21 protein-coding genes are annotated in these 19851 nt (G+C 61.1%); 4 read left to right on the forward strand and 17 right to left on the reverse strand.

Translation table 11 applies throughout. The annotated features are described in order from the left end of the window. Nucleotides 1-33: 33 nt before the first annotated feature. From Q1A52_RS14830 to Q1A52_RS14885, 12 genes are all read right to left on the reverse strand, one after another. A complete protein-coding gene (locus Q1A52_RS14830; protein WP_300016843.1) occupies nucleotides 34-678 on the reverse strand; it encodes a protein-L-isoaspartate(D-aspartate) O-methyltransferase in 645 nt (214 codons plus the stop codon). Continuing rightward, the gene (gene surE, locus Q1A52_RS14835; RefSeq protein ID WP_300016846.1) at nucleotides 675-1460 is read right to left on the reverse strand and encodes a 5'/3'-nucleotidase SurE; all 786 of its coding nucleotides are present in this window, start codon (nucleotides 1458-1460) and stop codon (nucleotides 675-677) included. Before surE ends, Q1A52_RS14830 begins: the two co-directional genes overlap by 4 nt. A gap of 73 nt (nucleotides 1461-1533) precedes the next feature. Beyond that, nucleotides 1534-2187, reverse strand: coding sequence for an SDR family oxidoreductase (locus Q1A52_RS14840; protein WP_300016849.1), 654 nt, complete (start codon nucleotides 2185-2187; stop codon nucleotides 1534-1536). A 31-nt stretch (nucleotides 2188-2218) separates the two neighbouring features. Continuing rightward, nucleotides 2219-2623 carry a DUF1801 domain-containing protein gene (locus Q1A52_RS14845; protein ID WP_300016852.1) on the reverse strand — a complete coding sequence of 135 codons (405 nt, stop codon included), beginning with the start codon at nucleotides 2621-2623 and terminating at the stop codon, nucleotides 2219-2221. A 45-nt stretch (nucleotides 2624-2668) separates the two neighbouring features. Further along, the gene (gene purF, locus Q1A52_RS14850) at nucleotides 2669-4150 is read right to left on the reverse strand and encodes an amidophosphoribosyltransferase (RefSeq protein WP_300017335.1); all 1482 of its coding nucleotides are present in this window, start codon (nucleotides 4148-4150) and stop codon (nucleotides 2669-2671) included. Nucleotides 4151-4317: 167 nt separating this feature from the next. Further along, a complete protein-coding gene (locus Q1A52_RS14855) occupies nucleotides 4318-4872 on the reverse strand; it encodes a CvpA family protein (protein WP_299827137.1) in 555 nt (184 codons plus the stop codon). A 29-nt stretch (nucleotides 4873-4901) separates the two neighbouring features. Beyond that, nucleotides 4902-6263 carry a DNA repair protein RadA gene (gene radA, locus Q1A52_RS14860; protein ID WP_300016855.1) on the reverse strand — a complete coding sequence of 454 codons (1362 nt, stop codon included), beginning with the start codon at nucleotides 6261-6263 and terminating at the stop codon, nucleotides 4902-4904. Between the two features lie 50 nt (nucleotides 6264-6313). After that, the gene (locus tag Q1A52_RS14865) at nucleotides 6314-7072 is read right to left on the reverse strand and encodes a DNA repair protein (protein ID WP_300016858.1); all 759 of its coding nucleotides are present in this window, start codon (nucleotides 7070-7072) and stop codon (nucleotides 6314-6316) included. 185 nt (nucleotides 7073-7257) lie between these two features. Further along, the gene (locus Q1A52_RS14870; RefSeq protein ID WP_299826971.1) at nucleotides 7258-8004 is read right to left on the reverse strand and encodes an ABC transporter ATP-binding protein; all 747 of its coding nucleotides are present in this window, start codon (nucleotides 8002-8004) and stop codon (nucleotides 7258-7260) included. Next, nucleotides 8001-8774, reverse strand: coding sequence for an ABC transporter permease (locus Q1A52_RS14875; RefSeq protein ID WP_299782976.1), 774 nt, complete (start codon nucleotides 8772-8774; stop codon nucleotides 8001-8003). Before Q1A52_RS14875 ends, Q1A52_RS14870 begins: the two co-directional genes overlap by 4 nt. Continuing rightward, nucleotides 8774-9805 carry an alanine racemase gene (alr, locus tag Q1A52_RS14880; protein ID WP_300016861.1) on the reverse strand — a complete coding sequence of 344 codons (1032 nt, stop codon included), beginning with the start codon at nucleotides 9803-9805 and terminating at the stop codon, nucleotides 8774-8776. Before alr ends, Q1A52_RS14875 begins: the two co-directional genes overlap by 1 nt. An 82-nt stretch (nucleotides 9806-9887) precedes the next feature. After that, on the reverse strand, nucleotides 9888-10676 hold the full coding sequence (locus Q1A52_RS14885; RefSeq protein WP_300016864.1) for a DUF1194 domain-containing protein: 789 nt from the start codon (nucleotides 10674-10676) through the stop codon (nucleotides 9888-9890). A 266-nt stretch (nucleotides 10677-10942) separates the two neighbouring features. Between Q1A52_RS14885 and Q1A52_RS14890 the strand changes: the two genes are divergently transcribed. Beyond that, entirely contained in the window at nucleotides 10943-11374 is a 432-nt protein-coding gene (locus Q1A52_RS14890) for an NUDIX hydrolase (protein ID WP_300016867.1), read from the forward strand. Between the two features lie 34 nt (nucleotides 11375-11408). Here Q1A52_RS14890 and Q1A52_RS14895 read toward each other — a convergent pair whose 3' ends face one another. The 5 genes from Q1A52_RS14895 to Q1A52_RS14915 form a co-directional block, all read right to left on the reverse strand. Further along, nucleotides 11409-12902, reverse strand: a complete 1494-nt coding sequence (locus tag Q1A52_RS14895) for a replicative DNA helicase (protein ID WP_195820486.1) — start codon at nucleotides 12900-12902, stop codon at nucleotides 11409-11411. Between the two features lie 146 nt (nucleotides 12903-13048). Next, nucleotides 13049-13729 (reverse strand): orotate phosphoribosyltransferase, encoded by a 681-nt coding sequence (locus tag Q1A52_RS14900; protein WP_300016870.1) that lies wholly within the window; start codon nucleotides 13727-13729, stop codon nucleotides 13049-13051. Between the two features lie 69 nt (nucleotides 13730-13798). Continuing rightward, nucleotides 13799-14833 (reverse strand): dihydroorotase, encoded by a 1035-nt coding sequence (gene pyrC / locus Q1A52_RS14905; RefSeq protein WP_300016916.1) that lies wholly within the window; start codon nucleotides 14831-14833, stop codon nucleotides 13799-13801. A gap of 38 nt (nucleotides 14834-14871) precedes the next feature. Continuing rightward, a complete protein-coding gene (locus Q1A52_RS14910) occupies nucleotides 14872-15801 on the reverse strand; it encodes a phosphoadenosine phosphosulfate reductase (RefSeq protein ID WP_300016920.1) in 930 nt (309 codons plus the stop codon). Between the two features lie 104 nt (nucleotides 15802-15905). Continuing rightward, nucleotides 15906-16937: a glycosyltransferase family 2 protein gene (locus Q1A52_RS14915; RefSeq protein ID WP_300016923.1), complete on the reverse strand. Its 1032-nt coding sequence runs from the start codon at nucleotides 16935-16937 to the stop codon at nucleotides 15906-15908. Between the two features lie 237 nt (nucleotides 16938-17174). On the opposite strand from Q1A52_RS14915, the gene Q1A52_RS14920 reads away from it, so the two are divergent. From Q1A52_RS14920 to Q1A52_RS14930, 3 genes are read left to right on the forward strand one after another with little or no spacing between them, the layout of a single operon-like run. Beyond that, entirely contained in the window at nucleotides 17175-18083 is a 909-nt protein-coding gene (locus Q1A52_RS14920) for a MoxR family ATPase (RefSeq protein WP_300016926.1), read from the forward strand. Continuing rightward, nucleotides 18080-18595, forward strand: a complete 516-nt coding sequence (locus Q1A52_RS14925; RefSeq protein WP_300016929.1) for a hypothetical protein — start codon at nucleotides 18080-18082, stop codon at nucleotides 18593-18595. Before Q1A52_RS14920 ends, Q1A52_RS14925 begins: the two co-directional genes overlap by 4 nt. Next, entirely contained in the window at nucleotides 18588-19850 is a 1263-nt protein-coding gene (locus Q1A52_RS14930) for a VWA domain-containing protein (RefSeq protein ID WP_300016932.1), read from the forward strand. Before Q1A52_RS14925 ends, Q1A52_RS14930 begins: the two co-directional genes overlap by 8 nt. The last annotated feature ends 1 nt before the right edge of the window (nucleotide 19851 follow it).

Below are 19851 nucleotides of genomic sequence, written 5' to 3' on the forward strand. Positions count from 1 at the left end.
GGTCCAACACTTTATAACACCCTTTATAACAGCTTATGTGTCCTTTCCCAAGCCTTCGAGTAAAGGCACGAAACGAACCTGACGCAATTCTTCGTATTCAATGCCTTCTGCCGATTTGCGCACCACGATCAGGTGCTGCACCGCATCGGATTGCCCGACAGGGACCACCATGATGCCACCGACCTTGAGTTGTTCCATCAGGGTGCCGGGCGGGTCCTCTGCGGCGGCGGTTACGATGATGCGGTCGAAGGGGGCCTGATCTGCAATGCCAAAGCTGCCATCTGCCGTGATCGCCGTAATGTTAGTCAGACCCATATCGTCGAAAAGGTCACGCGCCTCGCGCACCAGGCGGCTGTGCCTATCGATGGTGTAGACGCGCCGGGCCAGTTTGCTGAGGATGGCGGCCTGGTAGCCCGAGCCCGTGCCAACCTCGAGCACTTTGTCGCGTGGGCTGACGTGCAGCGCCTGCGTCATCAATCCCACAACTGAGGGCTGGCTGATGGTCTGGCCGCAGGCGATGGGCAGCGGCATGTCCTCGTAGGCGCGACCCGAAAAGATGCCCCGGATGAAGGGTCCGCGATCAATCGCCTCCATCGCGGAAAGCACACGTTTGTCTGTGACCCCCTTGGAGCGGAGCGCGTAGAGAAACTGCATTTTGCGTTCCGCGTCCTCGCTCATGTGGCGATGTCCGAGAGCTGATCCATCATGTCGTGGGCCGTGAGGTCCGCGCGCATCGGCGTCACCGACACGTAGCCCTCAAGGTTGTCGGCAGCGTCCGAGCCGGGGGCTGTGGCGATCTGCTGGTTACCGCCCCGGATCCAGAGAAAGCGGCGGCCAGAAGGGGAGAGATGTGGTTCGGTTGAAAACCCCGTGCCCGGGCGCATGCCTTGGGTGGAGAGCCGGATGCCCTTGACGTCCGCACCCGTGACCGGTGGGAAGTTCACGTTGTAAAACAATCGGTAGCCACCGTTTTCTTCCGGCGTGCGGGCCAGAATGCGCCGGACGACCTCGGCGCCATGCTGGGCTGCTGCCTCGAAAGGGTTCTCTGTCTTGGCATTACCCGGTCCGTAGTATTGCGACAGGGCAATGGCGGGCAGGCCTTGCAAGGCCGCTTCCATCGCGCCGCCGATGGTGCCGGAATAGAGCGTGTTTTCGGCGGAGTTGTTGCCCCGGTTCACGCCAGACAGCACGAGATCAGGGGGCGAATCCTTCATCACGTCATGCAGCCCAGCGAGTACGCAATCGGCGGGTGACCCTTCGGCGGCAAAGCGGCGCGGTCCAAATTCGCTGATCATCATCGGATGGGTGTAGCTGATGCAATGGCCAACACCCGATTGCTCAAAGGCGGGGGCGACCGTCCAGACCTCGCCGCCGTCGCCGGCAAGTTCGGTTGCAATGGCGTGAAGTACCTCTAAACCGGGGGCGTTGATACCGTCGTCATTTGTGATGAGAATGCGCATGAATGGGTCCCTTTGCGCCTTGATAGGCGAGGGGTGTGCAGGCGGCAAGGGTGGGTGCCTCCGGCGGGCATATTTATAGTGCCGATGAAACCTGTATCTCTGCCAGAAGCCGTTTCGCCTGACCGGCGGGATCGTTCAGGGGCGCGCGGTCTTCGCCGGGAAAGAAGCGGGCGCGGGTGGCAGTGGGCATCTGTTCTGGTGTCAGGATGTGAACCCTGGGGCCGGTTTTTGTGGTTTCGGCCTGCCAGCTTTTTGCAAGGGTGATTTGCGCGGATTTGGTGGCGCCGTAGCTGCCGAAGAATTTTGCGCCTGCGTTTGGATCATCGAAGAACACCGCCTGCCCGTTTTGACCCAGCAGAGGGGCAACATAGCTGATCAGGGTGGCGGTGGCGGTGACATTGCAGGCGGTGGATTTGGCGAAATCCTTTGCATCAATGTGATCGGCGGGCGCCAAAGGGGCCGCGTGAATGGCGGTGTGCAGCCACAGATCAAGGCTGCCCCAGCGGTCGAAGATACCTCGGCACAGTGTCGCCATGGCTTCTGCGTTGGTCACATCCATCGGCGCCAGCGTGGCGCTGCCGCCTTGTGCGGTGATCCGGTCGTCCAGTTCCTCCAGCGCGCCGGTGGTTTTGGCCACGGCGATGATGTGGTGGGATGGGCACAGGGCTTCGGCGAGGGCGGCGCCGAGGCCACGGGACGCGCCGGTGATAAGGGCTGTTTTTATCATGCGGCGGTCATGCGCGGGTTGCGCGCGCGCGTCAAGCGCTCTTGCGGTGATAGGTCAGCGTCAGAAGGGCGCAGTGCTCGATTGCCTCCGCTGGTGCAGGGTCTTCAAGGGCCATGCGCAGCGCCCGTTGACCGTCATACTCGAAGGCCTGCGGATAAAGGCTGCGCATCGTCTCCGCCAGGGTGGTTTGGCAATGCACATAGAGGTTGAATTTTTTTGGCTCGCTGGCGTGCCAGCCGCAGCGCAGTGTCGATCCGACACGCGGCTTGGCGGGCAGCCAGGAGGGTTGGCCCCATTTCAGCGCTTCTGTCACCTCGCCAACCTCGGCGTGGGCGGCGACGTCATGCAACGTCTCGCGCAGCGCGGCGAATTTAAGCTGTGCTGCTTCGGGCCATTTTTCGATCACAGCGGCGATGTCATCGGAGAGCGGGTGCATCTTTTAATCCTGGCGCCGCTTGCTGACGGATTGCGGCAGGAGGGGTTACTCCGCCGCCTTCATCTCAAATCCGCTTTCGATCTGATCGGCAGGCTCAACAGGGTATTCACCGGAGAAGCAAGCGTCGCAATACTGAGGTTGCATGCTGTTGCGCCCATCGGCCTCTCCTACGGCGCGGTAGAGACCATCCAGCGAGATGAATTTGAGGCTGTCCACCTGCAGATGATCGCGCATTTCCTCTTCGGACATGGTCGCGGCGAGCAGTTTTTCGCGCTGTGGCGTGTCGACCCCATAAAAGCAGGGCCAGGCGGTGGGCGGCGAGGCGATGCGGAAATGCACTTCCTTGGCGCCCGCATCCAGGATCATCTCCTTGATCTTGCGGCTGGTGGTGCCCCGCACCACGCTGTCGTCTACCAGAATAACCCGCTTGCCCTTGATCAGTGCGCGATTCACGTTGAGCTTCAGCCGTACGCCCATGTTGCGGATCTGCTCGGTCGGCTCAATGAAGGTGCGGCCCATGTATTGGTTGCGGATGATGCCCATGGCGTAAGGAATGCCCGAGGCCAGCGAATAACCGATGGCCGCAGGCGTGCCGCTGTCCGGCACGGGGCAGACCAGATCCGCCTCGACAGGGGATTCCTTGGCCAGCTCGCGCCCGATGGCCTCGCGCGTTTCATAGACGGAGCGGCCACCGAGGATGCTGTCGGGGCGGCTGAAATACACATGCTCGAAGATGCAGAAGCGCGGTTTTTGCGGACGGAAGGGGAAGTGCGATTCCACGCCGTTGGCGGTGATCACCACCATTTCGCCCGGCTCGATCTCGCGAATGAATTCGCCGCCGATGATGTCGAGCGCGCAGGTCTCGGAACTGAGCGCCCAGCCTTCGCCGACCTTGCCGAGGACAAGCGGGCGCACGCCCAGCGGGTCGCGCACGCCAATCAGTTTGGTGCGGGTCATGGCGACCACGGAGAAGGCGCCTTCAACCCGGCGCAGCGCGTCTTCCATCCGTTCGGGGATCGTGCGTTGCAGCGAGCGGGCCATCAGGTGGATGATGCATTCACTGTCCGACGACGACTGGAAGATCGAGCCACGCTCGATCAGCTCGCGCCGCAGGGCGTTGGCATTGGTGATGTTGCCATTGTGCGCAATCGCCGCCCCGCCCATGGCAAACTCGCCAAAGAAGGGCTGCACGTCGCGGATCGCCGTCTGGCCCTTGGAGCCGGTGGTGGAATAGCGCACATGGCCGATGGCCAGCGGGCCGGGCAGGGTTTCCATCACCTTCTGCGATGTGAAATTGTCGCGCACGTAGCCAAAGCGCCGGGCGGACTGGAACCCGTGTTCTGGGTGATGGCTGACGATGCCGCCAGCCTCCTGCCCGCGATGTTGCAGGGCGTGCAGCCCGAGGGCTACGAAATTCGCAGCATCCCCGACGCCGATGACCCCGAAAACCCCGCATTCCTCCTTGAGCTTGTCGTCCTCATCCGCGTCGCGCAGAAAGGAGGTGTCAAAAGGATGTGCGGGAGGCATGATCTTGGACAACGGGGCAGCTCCGAATCCGGTAAGAGGCGTCGCCCTGTATGTAGGGCGTCAGACCGCCACTGTCACGAAACTATCATGATCTGATGTGGAATTGTCGCCTCGCGGCAACGGTGGCAACACGTCTCGCGGGAAGCCAGTGACTATTCGTTGAAAAATCAGGTGCCGCAGTTGCCGACCAGGGTTTCATATTGCTGGGTGATCCAACCCAGTGCCTGCTCGGGCTCTGAGTTCTGAATGCGGTCGGAGACTTGCGCAAAAACCACGGCAGAGCGGCTTTCATCGACAACGGTGTAAGTTTCGCCCGTGACCACGGTCTCATAGACAAAGAAGGCGATGGCCACGAGCAACACGCCGCGCGCCACCCCAAAAACAAATCCAAACCCCTGATCAATGCCACCCAGAGCGGAACGCTGCACCACCGAGGCAAAGAGCGGGGTGAAGAGCGACACCACGATCAGCGCCACGGCAAAGACGAGGGCGAAGGCGCCGATGATCGACAGCTCGCAGCTGTCTGCGAGGAATTCGCCGACAACAGGGATTTCGCGCACCAGCGGTTCCACCTGCGGCGCAAAGAGAAACCCCAGCACAGCAGCGGCGATCCAGCCGACAATCGCCATGACTTCGCGCACGAGCCCGCGCCCGTAGGCCAGAAGCGCCGAGACGATGATGACCAGCGCCACAACGCCGTCAATGATGGTAAAACCTTCCATAGTGCTCAACGCCTCTCCGTTTTTGGCTTTCAGCCTGCGCCAAATATTTCGCCCACAAAGCCGGTCAGATCGCTCATCGTGTTCAGGGAAATCCCGCTGACACCAACAGCTTTGCCGCCCCCGGGGGCAATTGCAGCGGTGAAACCAAGTTTTTGCGCCTCTTTCAACCTGTTTTCGGTCTGGGTGGCGGGACGCAGCGCGCCAGAGAGGCTGATTTCGCCAAAAACCACCGTGTCGGCGGGCAATGCCACGTCCTCCCGCGCGCTCAGAAGGGCGGCGGCCACGGCGAGGTCTGCGGCGGGCTCCGAGACTTTCATGCCGCCCGCGACATTAAGATAGACGTCGAGGCCCGCAAAGGGGATGCCACAGCGCGCCTCCAGCACGGCAAGAATCATCGCGAGCCGCCCGCCGTCCCAGCCGACAACCGTGCGCCGCGCCTGCGCATGCGGTGAGGGGGCGACAAGGGCCTGAAACTCCACCAAAACGGGGCGCGTGCCTTCGACACCGGCAAAAACCACCGATCCGGGCGACGGCTCCCCCCGTTCAGAAAGAAAAAGTGCGGACGGGTTGGCCACCTCTGAAAGCCCTTTGCCGGTCATTTCGAACACGCCGATCTCGTCCGCCGGGCCAAAGCGGTTTTTCACCGCGCGCAGGATGCGGAACTGGTGCCCGCGCTCGCCTTCGAAATAAAGCACGGTATCGACCATGTGCTCGACCACGCGCGGGCCCGCGATCTGGCCGTCCTTGGTCACATGGCCCACAAGGATCACGCTGATCCCCTTGCGTTTGGCAAAACTGGTCAACTCATGGGCGGCGGCACGGACCTGGCTGACGGAGCCGGGCGCTGATTCCACGTTGTCGGCCCACATGGTCTGGATGGAGTCGATGATGGCGAGCTGTGGCTTTTCTGTTTCCAGCGTGGTCAGAATATCACGTAGATTGGTTTCAGCGGCCAGCTTCACCGGCGCGGCTGCCAGCCCGAGGCGTTGTGCGCGCATGCGCACCTGTGCTGCGGCTTCCTCGCCGGAGACATAGATGGTCTTGAGGCCGGAGCGGGCAAATTGCGCCGCGGCCTGCAAGAGCAGGGTGGATTTGCCGATACCCGGATCGCCACCGACAAGGATCGCAGAGGCCGGTACCAGACCCCCGCCCAGAACACGGTCCAATTCCTCGATCCCCGCTTTTGTACGGGGCGGCGGGGCCTCTTGGGTCGCAAGATCGGTCAGGACAATCGACGCACCGCGCTTGCCGCCCAGCGATTTCGCCGGGCCTTTCGAGATGCCGGCGTCTTCGGAGATGGTGTTCCACTCGCCGCAGGCTTCGCAGCGCCCGGCCCATTTGGTGGTGACATTGCCGCAGGCGGAACAGGAAAAGGAGGGGGATTTTGCCATTCGGCTTTCATGCCCCAGCCGTCCTGCCGCGTCAAAGGGTAAAGCGCGGGCTACTCAGCGGCGACGTTGCTCAGACGCACAACGCGACCGCCCATGCCCGCTGCCTGTTTTCTGGCCTCGGGCAGGACCTCATCCAACTCACTGACCAGCCTATCCAGTTGGGACTGCGCCACGGCTTCGTCCATCTCCACCCGGTTCAGCCACTGACGGATGTCGTAGTTCAGCGCCTTGGCATGGTCGAGCCGCTCCTGAAACAGCGCGACCTCCTGCTGCCGCTGCACAAGAAATTCACGGGCGCGGTCTACCTTCTCGTCGGCATAGGCCTGCGCGAGGTTCTGGCTGATCTGGCTCATCTGGGCGGCCACTTCCAAAAGATCGGGCTCCAGACTGCTCAGATCCGGATGATCGCCCAGAAACTCCATGCGTTCCTTGACGGCGTCATATTCCGCCGCGGCCTGAAAGGTGCCTTTGCGGTCTTCTGCATGGGCCAAAGCGTAGGCCCGGGTCACGTCTTCCATGCGCATCGAAAAGCGGTGATGCGCCGCCTCCAGCCGCATGATGCGGTTGTTGGTGGGCACAAAAAAGCACAACACCAGAAGCAAGGCGGTCAAAGTCAGCTGTGCGTACATGCCCGCCTGATCCACTGGTACGCCATTGATGCCCAGTGAGAGCTCCACCCACGGCAGCAGCCCGCTAAAGGCAAGGGCGGAACCGATCACCAGCAGACAGGCGGATGTGACGATCAGAAAGAGCGAAAAGGTCTGGCAGACAGAGCGGATAATCGCGACAAGAGGGCGGGCTATTTCCATGATGAAATACTCCGAACAAAATCATTACAGGTCGGCAAAAAACACCGTTACTGGGACAGAATACACCAAAACTGGCAAAAATTATAATGAAAGCAGGATATTGGTGAACGGCGTACCTTACGCGCGAAGATTGTTCGCTGTCCGTGATCAAACGCGTTTTGTGGCTTGGATTGTCGCCAAAAACCTTACCTGACAGCTTCAATCGGGCCGTCGGCCTTGCCTTGGATGAACTGGTCCAGATAAGGATTGCCGCTGTTATCCATCTGGCTCACCGGTCCCGTCCATTGGATCACGCCGTCGTGCAGCATGGCGATATTGTCGGCGATGGCACGTACGGAGGTCATGTCGTGGGTGATGGTCATGGCTGTCGCGCCCATCTCCACCACGATCTCGCGGATGAGTTCGTTGATCACGCCTGACATGATCGGGTCGAGACCGGTTGTGGGCTCGTCGAAAAAGATGATCTCGGGCTCGGCGGCGATGGCGCGGGCGAGGCCCACGCGCTTGGCCATGCCGCCCGAAAGTTCTGCGGGGAACCGGTCTGCCACGTCCGATTTCAGGCCGACGCGGCGCAGCTTTTCGATGGCAATTTCACGGGCTTCTTCGCGCGGACGTTTAAGCGAGCCGCGCAGCAGCCGGAAGGCAACGTTCTGCCAGACGGGGAGGCTGTCAAAGAGCGCGCCGCCCTGAAACAGCATGCCGAACCGCGCCAGAAAGGCATCGCGGTCACCGGTGCCCGCGTCTTTGCCATCGACGGTGATGCTGCCGCTGTCCTGCTTGACGAGGCCGAGGATGCACTTCAGCGCAATGGATTTACCGGTGCCCGAACCGCCGATGATCACCATCGAGGTTCCCTTGGGGATCGACAGGTTGAGACCCCGCAGCACGTGGTTTGACCCGAACGATTTCTGGATGCCCTTCATCTCGATCATAGCGTGAAAAACACCCCTGTGAGCACGAAATTGGCAGCCAGGATAAGAATTGCAGCGCCTTCGACGGCGGACTTCGTGGCCCGTCCCACGCCCATGGCGCCACGGCCCGAATTCATGCCGTGAAAGCAGCCCATGAGTGCGGCGGCAAAGCCAAACACGGCGCCTTTTGTAAGCGAGGAGATGATATCCAACGGCTCAAGGAAATTGACCGTATTGCGGATGTACCCTGCCGGGTTGAACCCCAGCGTGCCGGTGGCGACGGCATAGCCGCCAAAGACCCCGATGATGTCCCCCACGCCGACAAGCAGCGGCACCACCAGAACGGCGGCCAGCACGCGCGGCACGGTCAGGTATTTCATCGGGTGTGTGGAGAGGGTGACGAGCGCGTCGATCTGTTCGGTCACTTTCATCGTCGCAATTTCGGCGGCAATGGAAGAGGTCACGCGCGCAGCGATCATGAGGCCGACCAGCACCGGGCCAAGCTCGCGCACCATGCCGACGGCGACGATCTGCGGCACCACCGCCTCGGCGTTGAACCGCGAGCCACCCGCGTAAATCTGGAGCGCCAGCGCCCCTCCGGTGAAGACCGCCGTCAGCCCGACGACCGGCAATGATAGCCATCCAATGTTGAGCAGGGCGGAGAGGAACTCGCGGCCATAGAAGGGCGGGCGCAACATATGGCTGATGGCCTCTACGCCGAAGAGCGCGATCCGGCCAATCGTGGCCAGGGCCGCCATCACTGTGCGGCCTATCAGGGCGAGCGGTTTCATCAGACGTAGACGCGTTTGTACCGCGCTCCCAGAGAGGTCAGGACTTCGTAGCCTATGGTATCGGAAAATCCGGCGACGGTGTCCACCGATTGATGTGGGCCGATCAGCTCCAGGGTGTCCGGCTCTTCGGCCAGCCCGGTCACATCCACACCGATCATGTCCATGGAAACCCGCCCGACTACCGGCACGGCGGAGCTGCCGGTGTGCAGATGCGCCTGCGGTCCCATGGCCCGGATGATCCCGTCCGCGTATCCGGCGGCGATGGTGGCAATCCGCGACGGGCCGCGCGCCACCCAGGTGTTCGAATAGCCCACCGTCTCGCCCACGCTTACATCACGGATCTGGATCACGGGAACATGCAGGGCCACAACCGGGCGGGCGTCCACATAAGGCAGGCCGCCGTACAGGCCGATCCCGGGGCGGATCATGTCGAAATGGTAGTCAGACCCCAGCAGGATGCCACCTGTCGCCGCCAGAGAGCGCGGCGCGTCGATCCCTTGCGTCATCTCTACGAAGGTCTGCAGCTGCCGGGCGTTCATTGCGTGATCGGGCGCGTCGGCACAGGCGAGGTGCGACATGATGAGCGTCGGGTTCTGGCTGAGCGCCACGTCACGCAGGGCGGCCCACTCCGCATCTTCCATACCCAACCGGTTCATGCCGGTATCCAGCTGAATACCAAAAGCGTGACCGGGCAGGGCTTCCACATGGCGCAGCATCTGGTCGATGGAATTCAGCATCGGCGTCAGGTTAGCGTCGCGGATCAGGGCGGTGTCGCCCTCCATATGCCCCGAAAAGACGTTGATCTTTGGGCCTTTGCCAAGGATCTGTCGCAGGGCAGCGCCTTCTTCGGCCATGGCGACGAAGAACGTGCGCGCCCCGGCCCGCGCCAGCGCACTGGCGATGGGCTTCAAGCCCAGACCGTAGGCATCCGCTTTGACAACGGCACCGGCATCCGATTGCGCCATGGCGCTGAGGTTGCGCCAATTGTCAATCAGGGCGGTCATGTCGATGGAAAGAATTGCACTGGCCATTCCCGCGTTTTGACAGGGATCGGGCGAGCGTCAAGTGAAAATTGGGCCTTGGGCAAGCCCGTGCGCAGATGGCGTCGCCTGGTCAGGGAATGTCGAAATAAGCCCGGTTCTGTTCCCACATCTTTTCACCGATCAGGCAATCGTAGGGTTGTTCTTGTGTGAGTTGTGCACGGTAGATGCGCGCAGGCAGGCCGGCAATCTCCAACACCAGCTTGCGTTTGACGGCATCTGCGAACTGATCCCAGGCCAGAACCGGAATCACAAAAGCGCCCGGGCCCCCGATCACGCAGTGCCGGTAGTAAATGTCCAAATCTGGAATGCCCCAAATCTCGCTCAAAGGGTCCTGCGTCATCAACGGCAAACCATTAATGATGAACCCATCCGCCAGCGCCGCGTCACGGGCGCGTTCCACCGGGCGACCTTGGTTGTTCGGTCCGTCACCGGAGACATCAATTACCCGGCGCAGGCCCTGAAAACCGTTGCCGTCGAAATCCTCTGCGGCATAGAGCAGGGCGCCCGAGATCGACGTGCGCCTGAGGCCCGCATCGAACCGCGCCGTGATCCTATGCGCAATCGCTTGTGCCTCCTGGGGCGTGGCAAGCAAGGTCCAGGGCACGACAACCCGTTGTGAATACTCGCCCGCCCATTCCACATAGGTAATGGCGATGCGGCCCAGCAGACCGTTCTCAATGGCCTTCATCACCTGCGGGCTGGTGAGCGCTTCGGCATAGCCCCGGCGTTGGATTTCCAGCTCTGCAGGCGACATGGAACGCGAGACATCAACGGCGAGGAAAAGCTCCACATCCACTTCGACATCTTGTGCGGACAGGAAGGTGGGCAGGATCAGGAGCAAGGCAAGCCAGTGTCGCATGCGCCCATTGCGCCAGAGAATGCGGAGCCTGTCCAATCACAAATGACAAAGCTGCATGCAACGGGGCAATTCGCGAAAATTCGGGCAGGATATCCGACGCAAACCGCACCCGCGTATGTCGAGAGTAGCGGGTGGGGATGTACAACCAGCACGCTGGGTCGAGATCATCCGGCTGGATTGTCGTTGCATGATGTTTGTTGCCCAGGCGCCCTCCTTTCCACCTATGGTGATCTGAAGACACGGCACGGGGGGGAATCGCACCGATCATGACCAGCACGCCCAGACTGGCAGCGCTTGCCGTGGTGATCCGCGTGGATCATGTCCTTCTGGTAAAGCGCAAAAACGCGCCGGATGCAGGCCTCTGGGGGTTTCCCGGCGGGCATGTGAACCTCGGAGAGACGGCGCTTGCTGCTGCGGCGCGGGAGCTGCGGGAGGAAACTGGCGTGCATGGCCGACCGGTGCAGTATCTCACGAACATTGATGTCATCCACCGCGACGCAAGCGGCGATATGCAGTTCCATTTCCTGCTCGCGGCGGTGCTCTGCGACTACCTGGGCGGAACGCCGGACGCGAATGACGACGCGAGCGCGGCGGCCTGGGTGCCTGCGACCGATGTTCTAGAGGGGAGGCTTTCCTGCAGCGCGCACGTCGATGACGTACTGCGCCTTGCGCATGCGGTTGCACGCGACAGCACTTAACTGTCTTAGGATACGTGAAGATACCCGGTCGGGGTCAGAATTCCCGGTCGCCGCCTTGCTGCCAGGGCTGCACGAGGTTGCCGAAGCGGGTGAAGCGGCCCTCGAAGCTCAGTTCAACCGTGCCGATAGGGCCGTGGCGTTGCTTGCCGATCACCACCTCGGCGCGACCGTGCAGGCGTTCCATCTCTTCCTGCCACTTGGCCATGGCTTCGAGATCGTGGTCACCAGGTTTTTCGCGTTCCTTGTAGTATTCCTCGCGGAACACAAACATCACCACGTCGGCGTCCTGTTCGATGGAGCCGGATTCGCGCAGGTCGCTGAGCTGCGGGCGCTTGTCCTCGCGGTTTTCCACCTGACGCGAGAGCTGCGAGAGCGCAATCACCGGGATGTCCAGCTCCTTGGCGATGGCCTTGAGGCCCATGGTAATCTCGGAAATTTCATTCACGCGGTTCTCGGATTTGCCGGTGCCACGCACCAGCTGTAGGTAGTCCACGATCAGCACATCGAGCCCGTAGGTTCGTTTCAGACGCCGCGCACGGGCCGCCAGCTGCGAGATCGGCAGCGCGGGCGTGTCGTCGATGTAAAGCGGGCAGGCCTCCAGCGCCTTGGCGGCATCGACGAAACGACGGAATTCAGTCTCGGTCATATCGCCGCGACGGATCTGTTCGCTGGGCACTTCTGCTGCCTCTGACAGGATCCGTGCGGCGAGCTGCTCGGCACTCATCTCAAGCGAATAGAAGCCGACAACGCCGCCGTCGATGGCCCCCTCGGAGCCGTCCGGCAATTGACCGCGCTTGTAGGCCTTGGCGATGTTGAAGGCGATATTGGTGGCCAGCGAGGTTTTGCCCATGGACGGACGGCCCGCAAGAATGAGCAGGTCGGAGCGGTGCAGCCCGCCCAGTTTCTTGTCCATATCGATCAGGCCGGTGGAAACGCCCGCAAGGCCGCCGTCACGCTGATAGGCGGCATTAGCTACATTAACAGCGTCCGTTACAGCCTTGAGAAAGCTCTGAAAACCACTTTCAACCTGACCTTGTTCCGCCAGTTTGTAGAGGGCTTGTTCGGCCTCCACGATCTGCTCGCGCGGCTCGGAGGCGACATCGACCGTCGCCGCCTTGTCGGAGATTTCGCGGCCCAGCTGGATCAGGTCGCGGCGCACGGCAAGATCATAGATCATCTGTGCGTAGTCGCGCACGGCGAAGGCGGAAATCGCCGCCCCGGCGAGGCGCGCGAGGTAGGCGGGGCCGCCCAGTTCCTTCAAGCCCTCATCATCTTCCATGAAGGCCTTGAGCGTCACCGGAGAGGCGAGGTTGTTTTTGGCGATCCGGGCGGCGGCAATTTCAAAGATGCGCGCGTGCACCGGGTCATAAAAATGTTTCGGACCGATGATAGAGGCCACCCGGTCATAGATGTCATTGTTGGTCAGGATCGCGCCCAGAAGCTGTTGCTCAGCCTCGATGGAGTGCGGCATGGTCTCCGGCGATTGCACGTCGACGCCGGTTGGATTGAATGCTGCGATTTCGTTCATGCCTGTCTCACCTTGTCCCGGCGGTTTCTTAGCTCGTCCGTTTCACCAGAGGCAAATTGTATGTTTCTCTGGACAACCTGTGGATAAACCCAAGACTACATCATGCTGGCGCTTCATGCACGAAGATAACAAGATGTGGTGGAAGATCAGGTGTTTTCGCGCGCATGCTGCCAAGCACGGGGATCGTTCAGAAAGGCTTCGACTTCACTCAGCGTTGTGGCGTCAAACGCAGCCTGCGCCTTGGCTTCAGCCAGCACATCCCACCAGGTGCACAAGGAATGCAGAGCAACCCCATGATCGCCAAGGGTCTTTTCCGTCTCCGGGAAAATCCCGTAGTAAAAGATCACCGCCGTGTGCCCGCAGGTCGCACCCGTGTCGCGAATCGCATCGACAAAAGAGAGCTTGGAGCCGCCATCGGTGGTGAGGTCTTCGACCAGCAGCACGCGTTGCCCTTCGCTCATGTCGCCTTCGATACGGGCATTGCGACCGTAGCCCTTGGGCTTTTTGCGCACATAGGTCATCGGCAGGCCCATCCGTTCGGCGACCAACGCCGCGAAGGGGATGCCCGCCGTTTCGCCGCCGGCGATGTTGTCGAAGGCTTCGAAGCCCGCGTCGCGCATCACGGTGACGGTCAGGAAATCCATGAGTGTTGAGCGGATGCGCGGATAGCTGATCAGCTTGCGGCAATCGATGTAGGTGGGGCTGGGCAGGCCCGAGGCGAGGGTGAAAGGCTCGGCCGCGTTGAAGTGGACGGCCTTGATTTCCAGCAGCATGCGCGCGGTGAGGCGGGCCATTTCGGTGGCGTCGGGGTAGCTGCTGGGGGTCATCATGTGGTCCTTTGCTGTCGTGACGGAATGAGTCTTGCCTCCGGCGGGGATATTTCTGGCCAGAAGAAACTAGCGCACGGCCCATGCCAGCGGAAAGCCGGGATCAAAAACGGTGACCGGCCCGTCAGCGGTTTCGATGTGAGAGGGGTAGGATGCACCGGTTTTTTCCAGGGTGATGGTGTCGGTATTGGCGGGCAGGCGATAAAAGGCGGGGCCATTCAGGGAGGTGAACGCCTCCAACTGGTCGAGCGCGTCTTCCTCTTCGAAGACATGGGCGAGAATGGACAGGGTGTTGGGCGCGGTAAAGCAGCCCGCACACCCGCAGGGTAGCAGCTTGTTGGTGTCCGTGTGCGGGGCGGAATCGGTGCCGAGGAAGAACCGCGCCTCTCCCGACGTGGCCGCCGCGCGCAGGGCCAGCCGATGCTCTTCCCGTTTGGCGACCGGCAGGCAGTAGTAATGTGGCCTGATGCCGCCGGCGAGGATGTGATTGCGGTTGATCACGAGGTGATGCGTGGTGATCGTGGCTCCCAGGCTGTCGTCCTGCGCCCGGGCATAGTCCACTGCGTTCCGCGTCGTGATGTGTTCCATGACGACGCGCAGACCGGGCGTTGCCCTACGGATCGGGTCAAGCACACGGTCGATGAACACCGCCTCACGGTCAAAGATGTCGATCTCGGCATCCGTCACCTCGCCATGCACACAGAGCGGCAGGCCGATTTCGGCCATTTTCTCCAGCACCGCATGCACGTTGTCAAAGTTGGACACACCACTGGCGGAATTGGTTGTGGCCCCCGCGGGATATAGTTTCACCGCATGCACAAGACCTGAGGCATGTGCGGCTGCGACATCCGCTGGATCGGTGTCTTCGGTCAGATAGAGGGTCATCAGCGGGGTGAAATCCATGCCTTCGGGAATCGCGGCACGGATGCGGTCGTGGTACGCGCTGGCCTGCGCGGCGGTCACCACCGGCGGCACCAGATTGGGCATGATGATGGCGCGGGCAAAGTGCCGGGCAGTGGCAGGTAGGACAGCCTCCAACATCGCACCGTCACGCAGGTGCAAGTGCCAATCGTCCGGGCGTCGCAGGGTCAGTGTCTGGCTCATGTCGCTGCGCTAGCACAGCTTTGCCCGTAGTGCCAGTATCAGCCGTCTTCCGCTTCGGTCAGCTGCTGCAGACGCTTGATAAAGCGGGGCGCTTGGAGGCGTTCAGCGACGTTACGGCAGAGCGCGTGAACCAGAGTATGCCGCCCTTGTTGGTCGAGCTTTGCCAGCAGGCGTCGTAGGTAAGGCAGGTGGTCGCGCCGCGCCCGCATCAGTTTCGCGAAGCGGCCCGGCTTCAGGTCGCCTTCCCCGGTCGCAAGGATCAGCGCATGCAGCACATCCATCTGCAAGAGGCTTGTCTGAAGGATTCGCCCCATGTTGCGCATTGGCAGTTTCGTTACACCGGCCTTGGTGAAAAGGGCGGCGTGCATCGCGTCTTCGGTCTCGGTCGGATCGAAAATGATCAAGGTTTCCGAGGCCGCATCCAGCATGTCCGGCGCGTACCCATAGCGATCAGTGAAATTCACTCGGCGCATTTCGGTAAAGCGTTTGTCCCACTCAGTCACCCGCGGGTCGAGCGTTGCTTGTGGCTGGATGGCCAGCACCTTTGCGCCTGGCGCCGCAACGGAATAGGCCGCCGCCGCATACCCACAGGGGCCAGCGCCATAAAACAGGACCGTATCGAATTCGTCGAAAAACCCGTCGTCCACGAGGCGATCGAAAAATGCGTAGACTGCCGGATCGCGAAACCAGGTATCGCCGTTGCTGATCACCCCCAGGTGGGACCATCCGGCGCGTTTGACCATGTCCCATCCCAGCGGGTGTGCTTGCTCTGAAAGGGTCTGGATACCTTGATGGGTCTCGAACGTCACCAGCAGCGTGGTGCCGTCTTCGACAAAAGTGGCGATATGCTTGCGGCCGAGCGGCGTCAGATATCCGTGATCATCGACCAGGTCGGTCACCTCGGATATCCATTCTTGCCGGGTCATGTTGCCCAGCGAATGTTCAAAACTTATTGCCGCGTCCGGCATGGCACGCTTCCTCAACCTGCCTTCGGTCATATGCCGCAGGGCTTGTCATTGTAAACTAAGCTTGGTTTGAGGCAAAATTGCGGAAACAACGTGCGGAATTTTCGCTAATTGTTGCTGTTTTGGCGATCCTGAAGGGCGAAGTGCACCAGCTCTGCTGCCGCTATGCGGGAAACTGGCTGCGACGGCTGCGTCATGAGAAGCCGCGAATAAAGCGCGCGGAATCGGTCTTGCAGCATCAGGGCTTCAAACCGTGCCTTGCGCCACGCGACGGCTGCGTGATGCAGATTGGCCAGGATAGGATCGGCCATCAGGTCGTTCAACGCTGCCGTGCTGGCGGGCAGGAGAGCGTGAATTGACGTATCTTCCTCGGTGTTCAGGTTCCGCTCCACCCAGTAATCGAGCGCGAGAGGGTCATCCGCGTGCACTGCGCGTCCCCGATCGGCCTTTAGAACAAAGCTTTGCATTGCGCCCAACGGGTAATGGTTGAGCTGCACCAGCGCGTGATTGGGTTGCCCGTAGTCAGAGAAAATGCGGTTGCGTTTGAAGGGTGTGCCCAGTTCTCGCCCTTCACCGTCAAACCACCTTGCACCGCCAACCCGATCTGCGTCCGGTGCCTTCGGTCTGTGCACCCCAAGTTTTCCGTAGGTCTGATCGTTGCGATACAGTGTTTTGAACATCGCCGCCCGCCAGGGCCAATAGATGACCTCGGGGGCGCAGCGTGTGAACTGCCGGGTTATCGGAGTGTCTGTGAAATCCTGAACGCCTGCATTGCCGAAAAGGCGCCATGTCAGGGTAATGGCTGTGGCCTCAGGCAGCGCGGCGATCAGCGCGGGCAGCGTATGGTCGCCGCATTTCACATTGACGAATTCGTCGATATCGAGCGGCAGCAGCCAGTCTGCATTGCGGACGGATGGATGTTTGTCGGCCAGATGCAGCGCGGTAAACTGGATGCCGCGTTTTCCATAGGGTCCGTCGTTGCGGATGTGCGCTAGCCAGCCGAGACTCTCCAGATGGTCCAGCATCGCGTCGGTGCCATCGCTGCAATCGTTCGAGCAGACTACGAAATCCGTGATCCCTGCCGCGCGGTGATGCGCCAGCCATTCCAGCAAAAACGCCGCTTCGTTTCTGACCGTCAATACGGCGGTGATCCTTGGTCGCTGATCAGACACAGCGCGTCGGCTTTCCGGAAACGCGCCTGATGGAGAATGTGCTCGTCTGCCGGGGGATATCGGTCATTGCCGATCCTCTCAATTGTCGCCGATTGACCATGCCACTTGCGGTAAATCGCGTCAACGTAGACCAAATGGCAAGTCATCAACGCTTGACCCGCCTGCCGTGGAGTGCAGGTTGTTTGCGGGAAAAGAGGAGAATGCATGACCGGGTTTGATACGATTGACGCCGTTCAGGAGATGCTGTCGGCGCAGGGATATGTGTGCGACCGGGCGCTTGGCACGGTGGTGTTTCTGGCGCTGCGTCTGGGGCGTCCGCTCTTTCTCGAAGGGGAGGCAGGCGTTGGCAAAACCGAGATTGCAAAGGCCCTGTCTGCCGGTCTGAACCGGCGGCTGATCCGGTTACAGTGCTACGAGGGGCTGGATGCATCCACCGCCGTCTACGAGTGGAATTTCCCCGCCCAGATGGTCGCCATCCGCACAGCGGAAGCGGCGGGCGATCAGTCCCGCGCGGATTTGCAGGCGGAGCTGTTCAGCGACGACTACCTGATCGAACGGCCACTGCTGGAAGCAATGCGCCCGGATGAAAACGGCGCGCCGGTGCTGCTGATCGACGAGTTGGACCGGACAGATGAACCCTTTGAGGCGTTCCTGCTGGAGGCGTTGAGCGATTTTCAGGTGACGATCCCGGAACTGGGGACCATCAAGGCACCGGAACCGCCAATCGTTATCCTGACCTCCAACCGCACCCGCGAAGTGCATGACGCGCTGAAGCGCCGGTGTCTCTATCACTGGGTGGACTATCCCGATTTCGAGCGGGAAATGGAAATCCTAGCCGCGCGCGCCCCCGAAGCGGCTGCCGCGCTCAGCCGGGAAGTGGTGGCCTTTGTGCAGCAATTGCGGACCGAAGATCTGTTCAAGAAGCCCGGCGTGGCCGAGACCATCGACTGGGCGAAATGCCTGCTGGCGCTGGATGTGATCAACCTCAGCCCAGAGGTGATTGCCGATACGCTGGGCGCGATCCTCAAGTATCAGGACGACATCCAGAAACTGCAGGGATCCGAGGCCAAACGCATCCTCGATCAGGTCAAAGCGACGCTGGAGGTGGCGTGAACTTTCAGGGAAAGGGCGCAATTTCTCGACCAACACGCGCCACTGGAAGAACGACTTTGTTTCTTTCCTTGCTGCTCGGCTTGGCCGGAGTTGGCTGGATCGACGTTGCTGACAATTCTCTGATCGGACTGAAAGTCATCCATGCCAAATTCATCCCACTTCTCCAACTTTTGTGTGCCATTGCAGCAGCACACTTGGTCCAGTGGTATAGTGACTACGTTTCATATCGCGGATGGAATGTGACCGGCAAACTACCTGGCGGCAGCCGGTGGGGGGCTCCAAATGAGACACGACTTCAAGACATCGTCGACGGAATTGCAGTATTGCCTGATGGAAAAGAGGACTTACAACGGATTTCCAGTGATCTCGAAAAGCTCACTAAAGATGTTGATCAAATTCGCTGGAATATGAGAAGTTTTGATTTTTTTGCGCGCTTCTACGTGTTTGGCTGGCATCTGTTGCTGCCATTGGCTTCAGTGGGTGTGGCTTTTTATCTGAACTACAATGCCTGAATACGCCCCCCTTGAGCTGCCGGATGACCCCAAGCTGGCGGGCAACATCACGCATTTTGCCCGCGCCCTGCGCCGGGCAGGGGTTCCCATCGGGCCGGGGCGGGTGATTGATGCCATTCGCGCGGTCGAAGCAGCGGGGTTCACCGACAAACGGGATTTTTACTGGACGCTGCATGCCTGTTTCGTAAACCGGCCCGAGCATCGTCTGGTCTTTGCACAAATCTTCCGGCTCTACTGGCGCGATCCGCGCTATCTGGAGCACATGATGTCCTACATGATCCCGGCGGTGCGCGGGGTGCAGGAGGATCGCAAGGCGCAGTCCGCTGAGAAACGCGCCGCCGAAGCGTTGCTGGACGGGGCCGAAGCACCGGATTTTGGCGAGGATGTGCCGGAGAATGAAGACACAACCGAGATTGAGATCGACGCCAGCCTGACCATGTCCAGTCAGGAACGGCTGCGCAGCCTCGATTTCGAACAGATGAGCACGGCGGAAATGGCGGAGGCCAAACGCATGCTGGCCCGGTTGAACCTGCCGGTTCCGCCGATCCTGTCACGCCGCGCCAAGGCGAGCCTGACCGGCCGCCGGGTTGATGCAGCGCGCACCCTTCGAGCGTCAATGCGGCAGGGTGGCGAGATGCACAGGATTGCCCTCAAGGAGCCGCGCCCGCGCTGGCCCAATCTGGTCGTGCTCTGCGATATTTCAGGCTCGATGAGCCAGTACAGTAGGGTGGTGCTGCATTTTCTGCACGCGGTGGCCAATGCCAAGGGCGCGGGCTGGGCCAAGGTGCATGCCTTCACCTTTGGCACGCGGCTGACCAACATCACGCGACATCTGCGACAGCGGGATGTGGACGCGGCCCTGGCCGCCGCCGGGGCCGAGGCGCAGGATTGGGAAGGCGGCACGCGCATCGGCGATTGTCTGACCAGCTTCAATCGCGACTGGTCCCGCCGGGTCATGGGGCAGGGCGCGGTGGTTTTGCTGATCACCGACGGGCTGGACCGGGATGACCCGGCGGCGCTGACCCGTCAGATGGAGCGGTTGCATCTCTCTGCCCGTCGTTTGATCTGGCTGAACCCCTTGCTGCGCTGGGAAGGTTTTGCCCCAAAGGCGCAGGGTATCCGGGCGATGCTGCCCCATGTGGACAGCTTTCGCGCTGGGCATTCCATTGCCTCGCTTGAAGACCTCGCAGCCTCGCTCTCCCGCCCTGATGACATGGGCGAGAAAGACCGGCTCATGCGGCTGATCGACAGCTAGA

Source organism: uncultured Roseobacter sp., assembly GCF_947488185.1.
Taxonomy (GTDB): Bacteria; Pseudomonadota; Alphaproteobacteria; order Rhodobacterales; family Rhodobacteraceae; genus Roseobacter.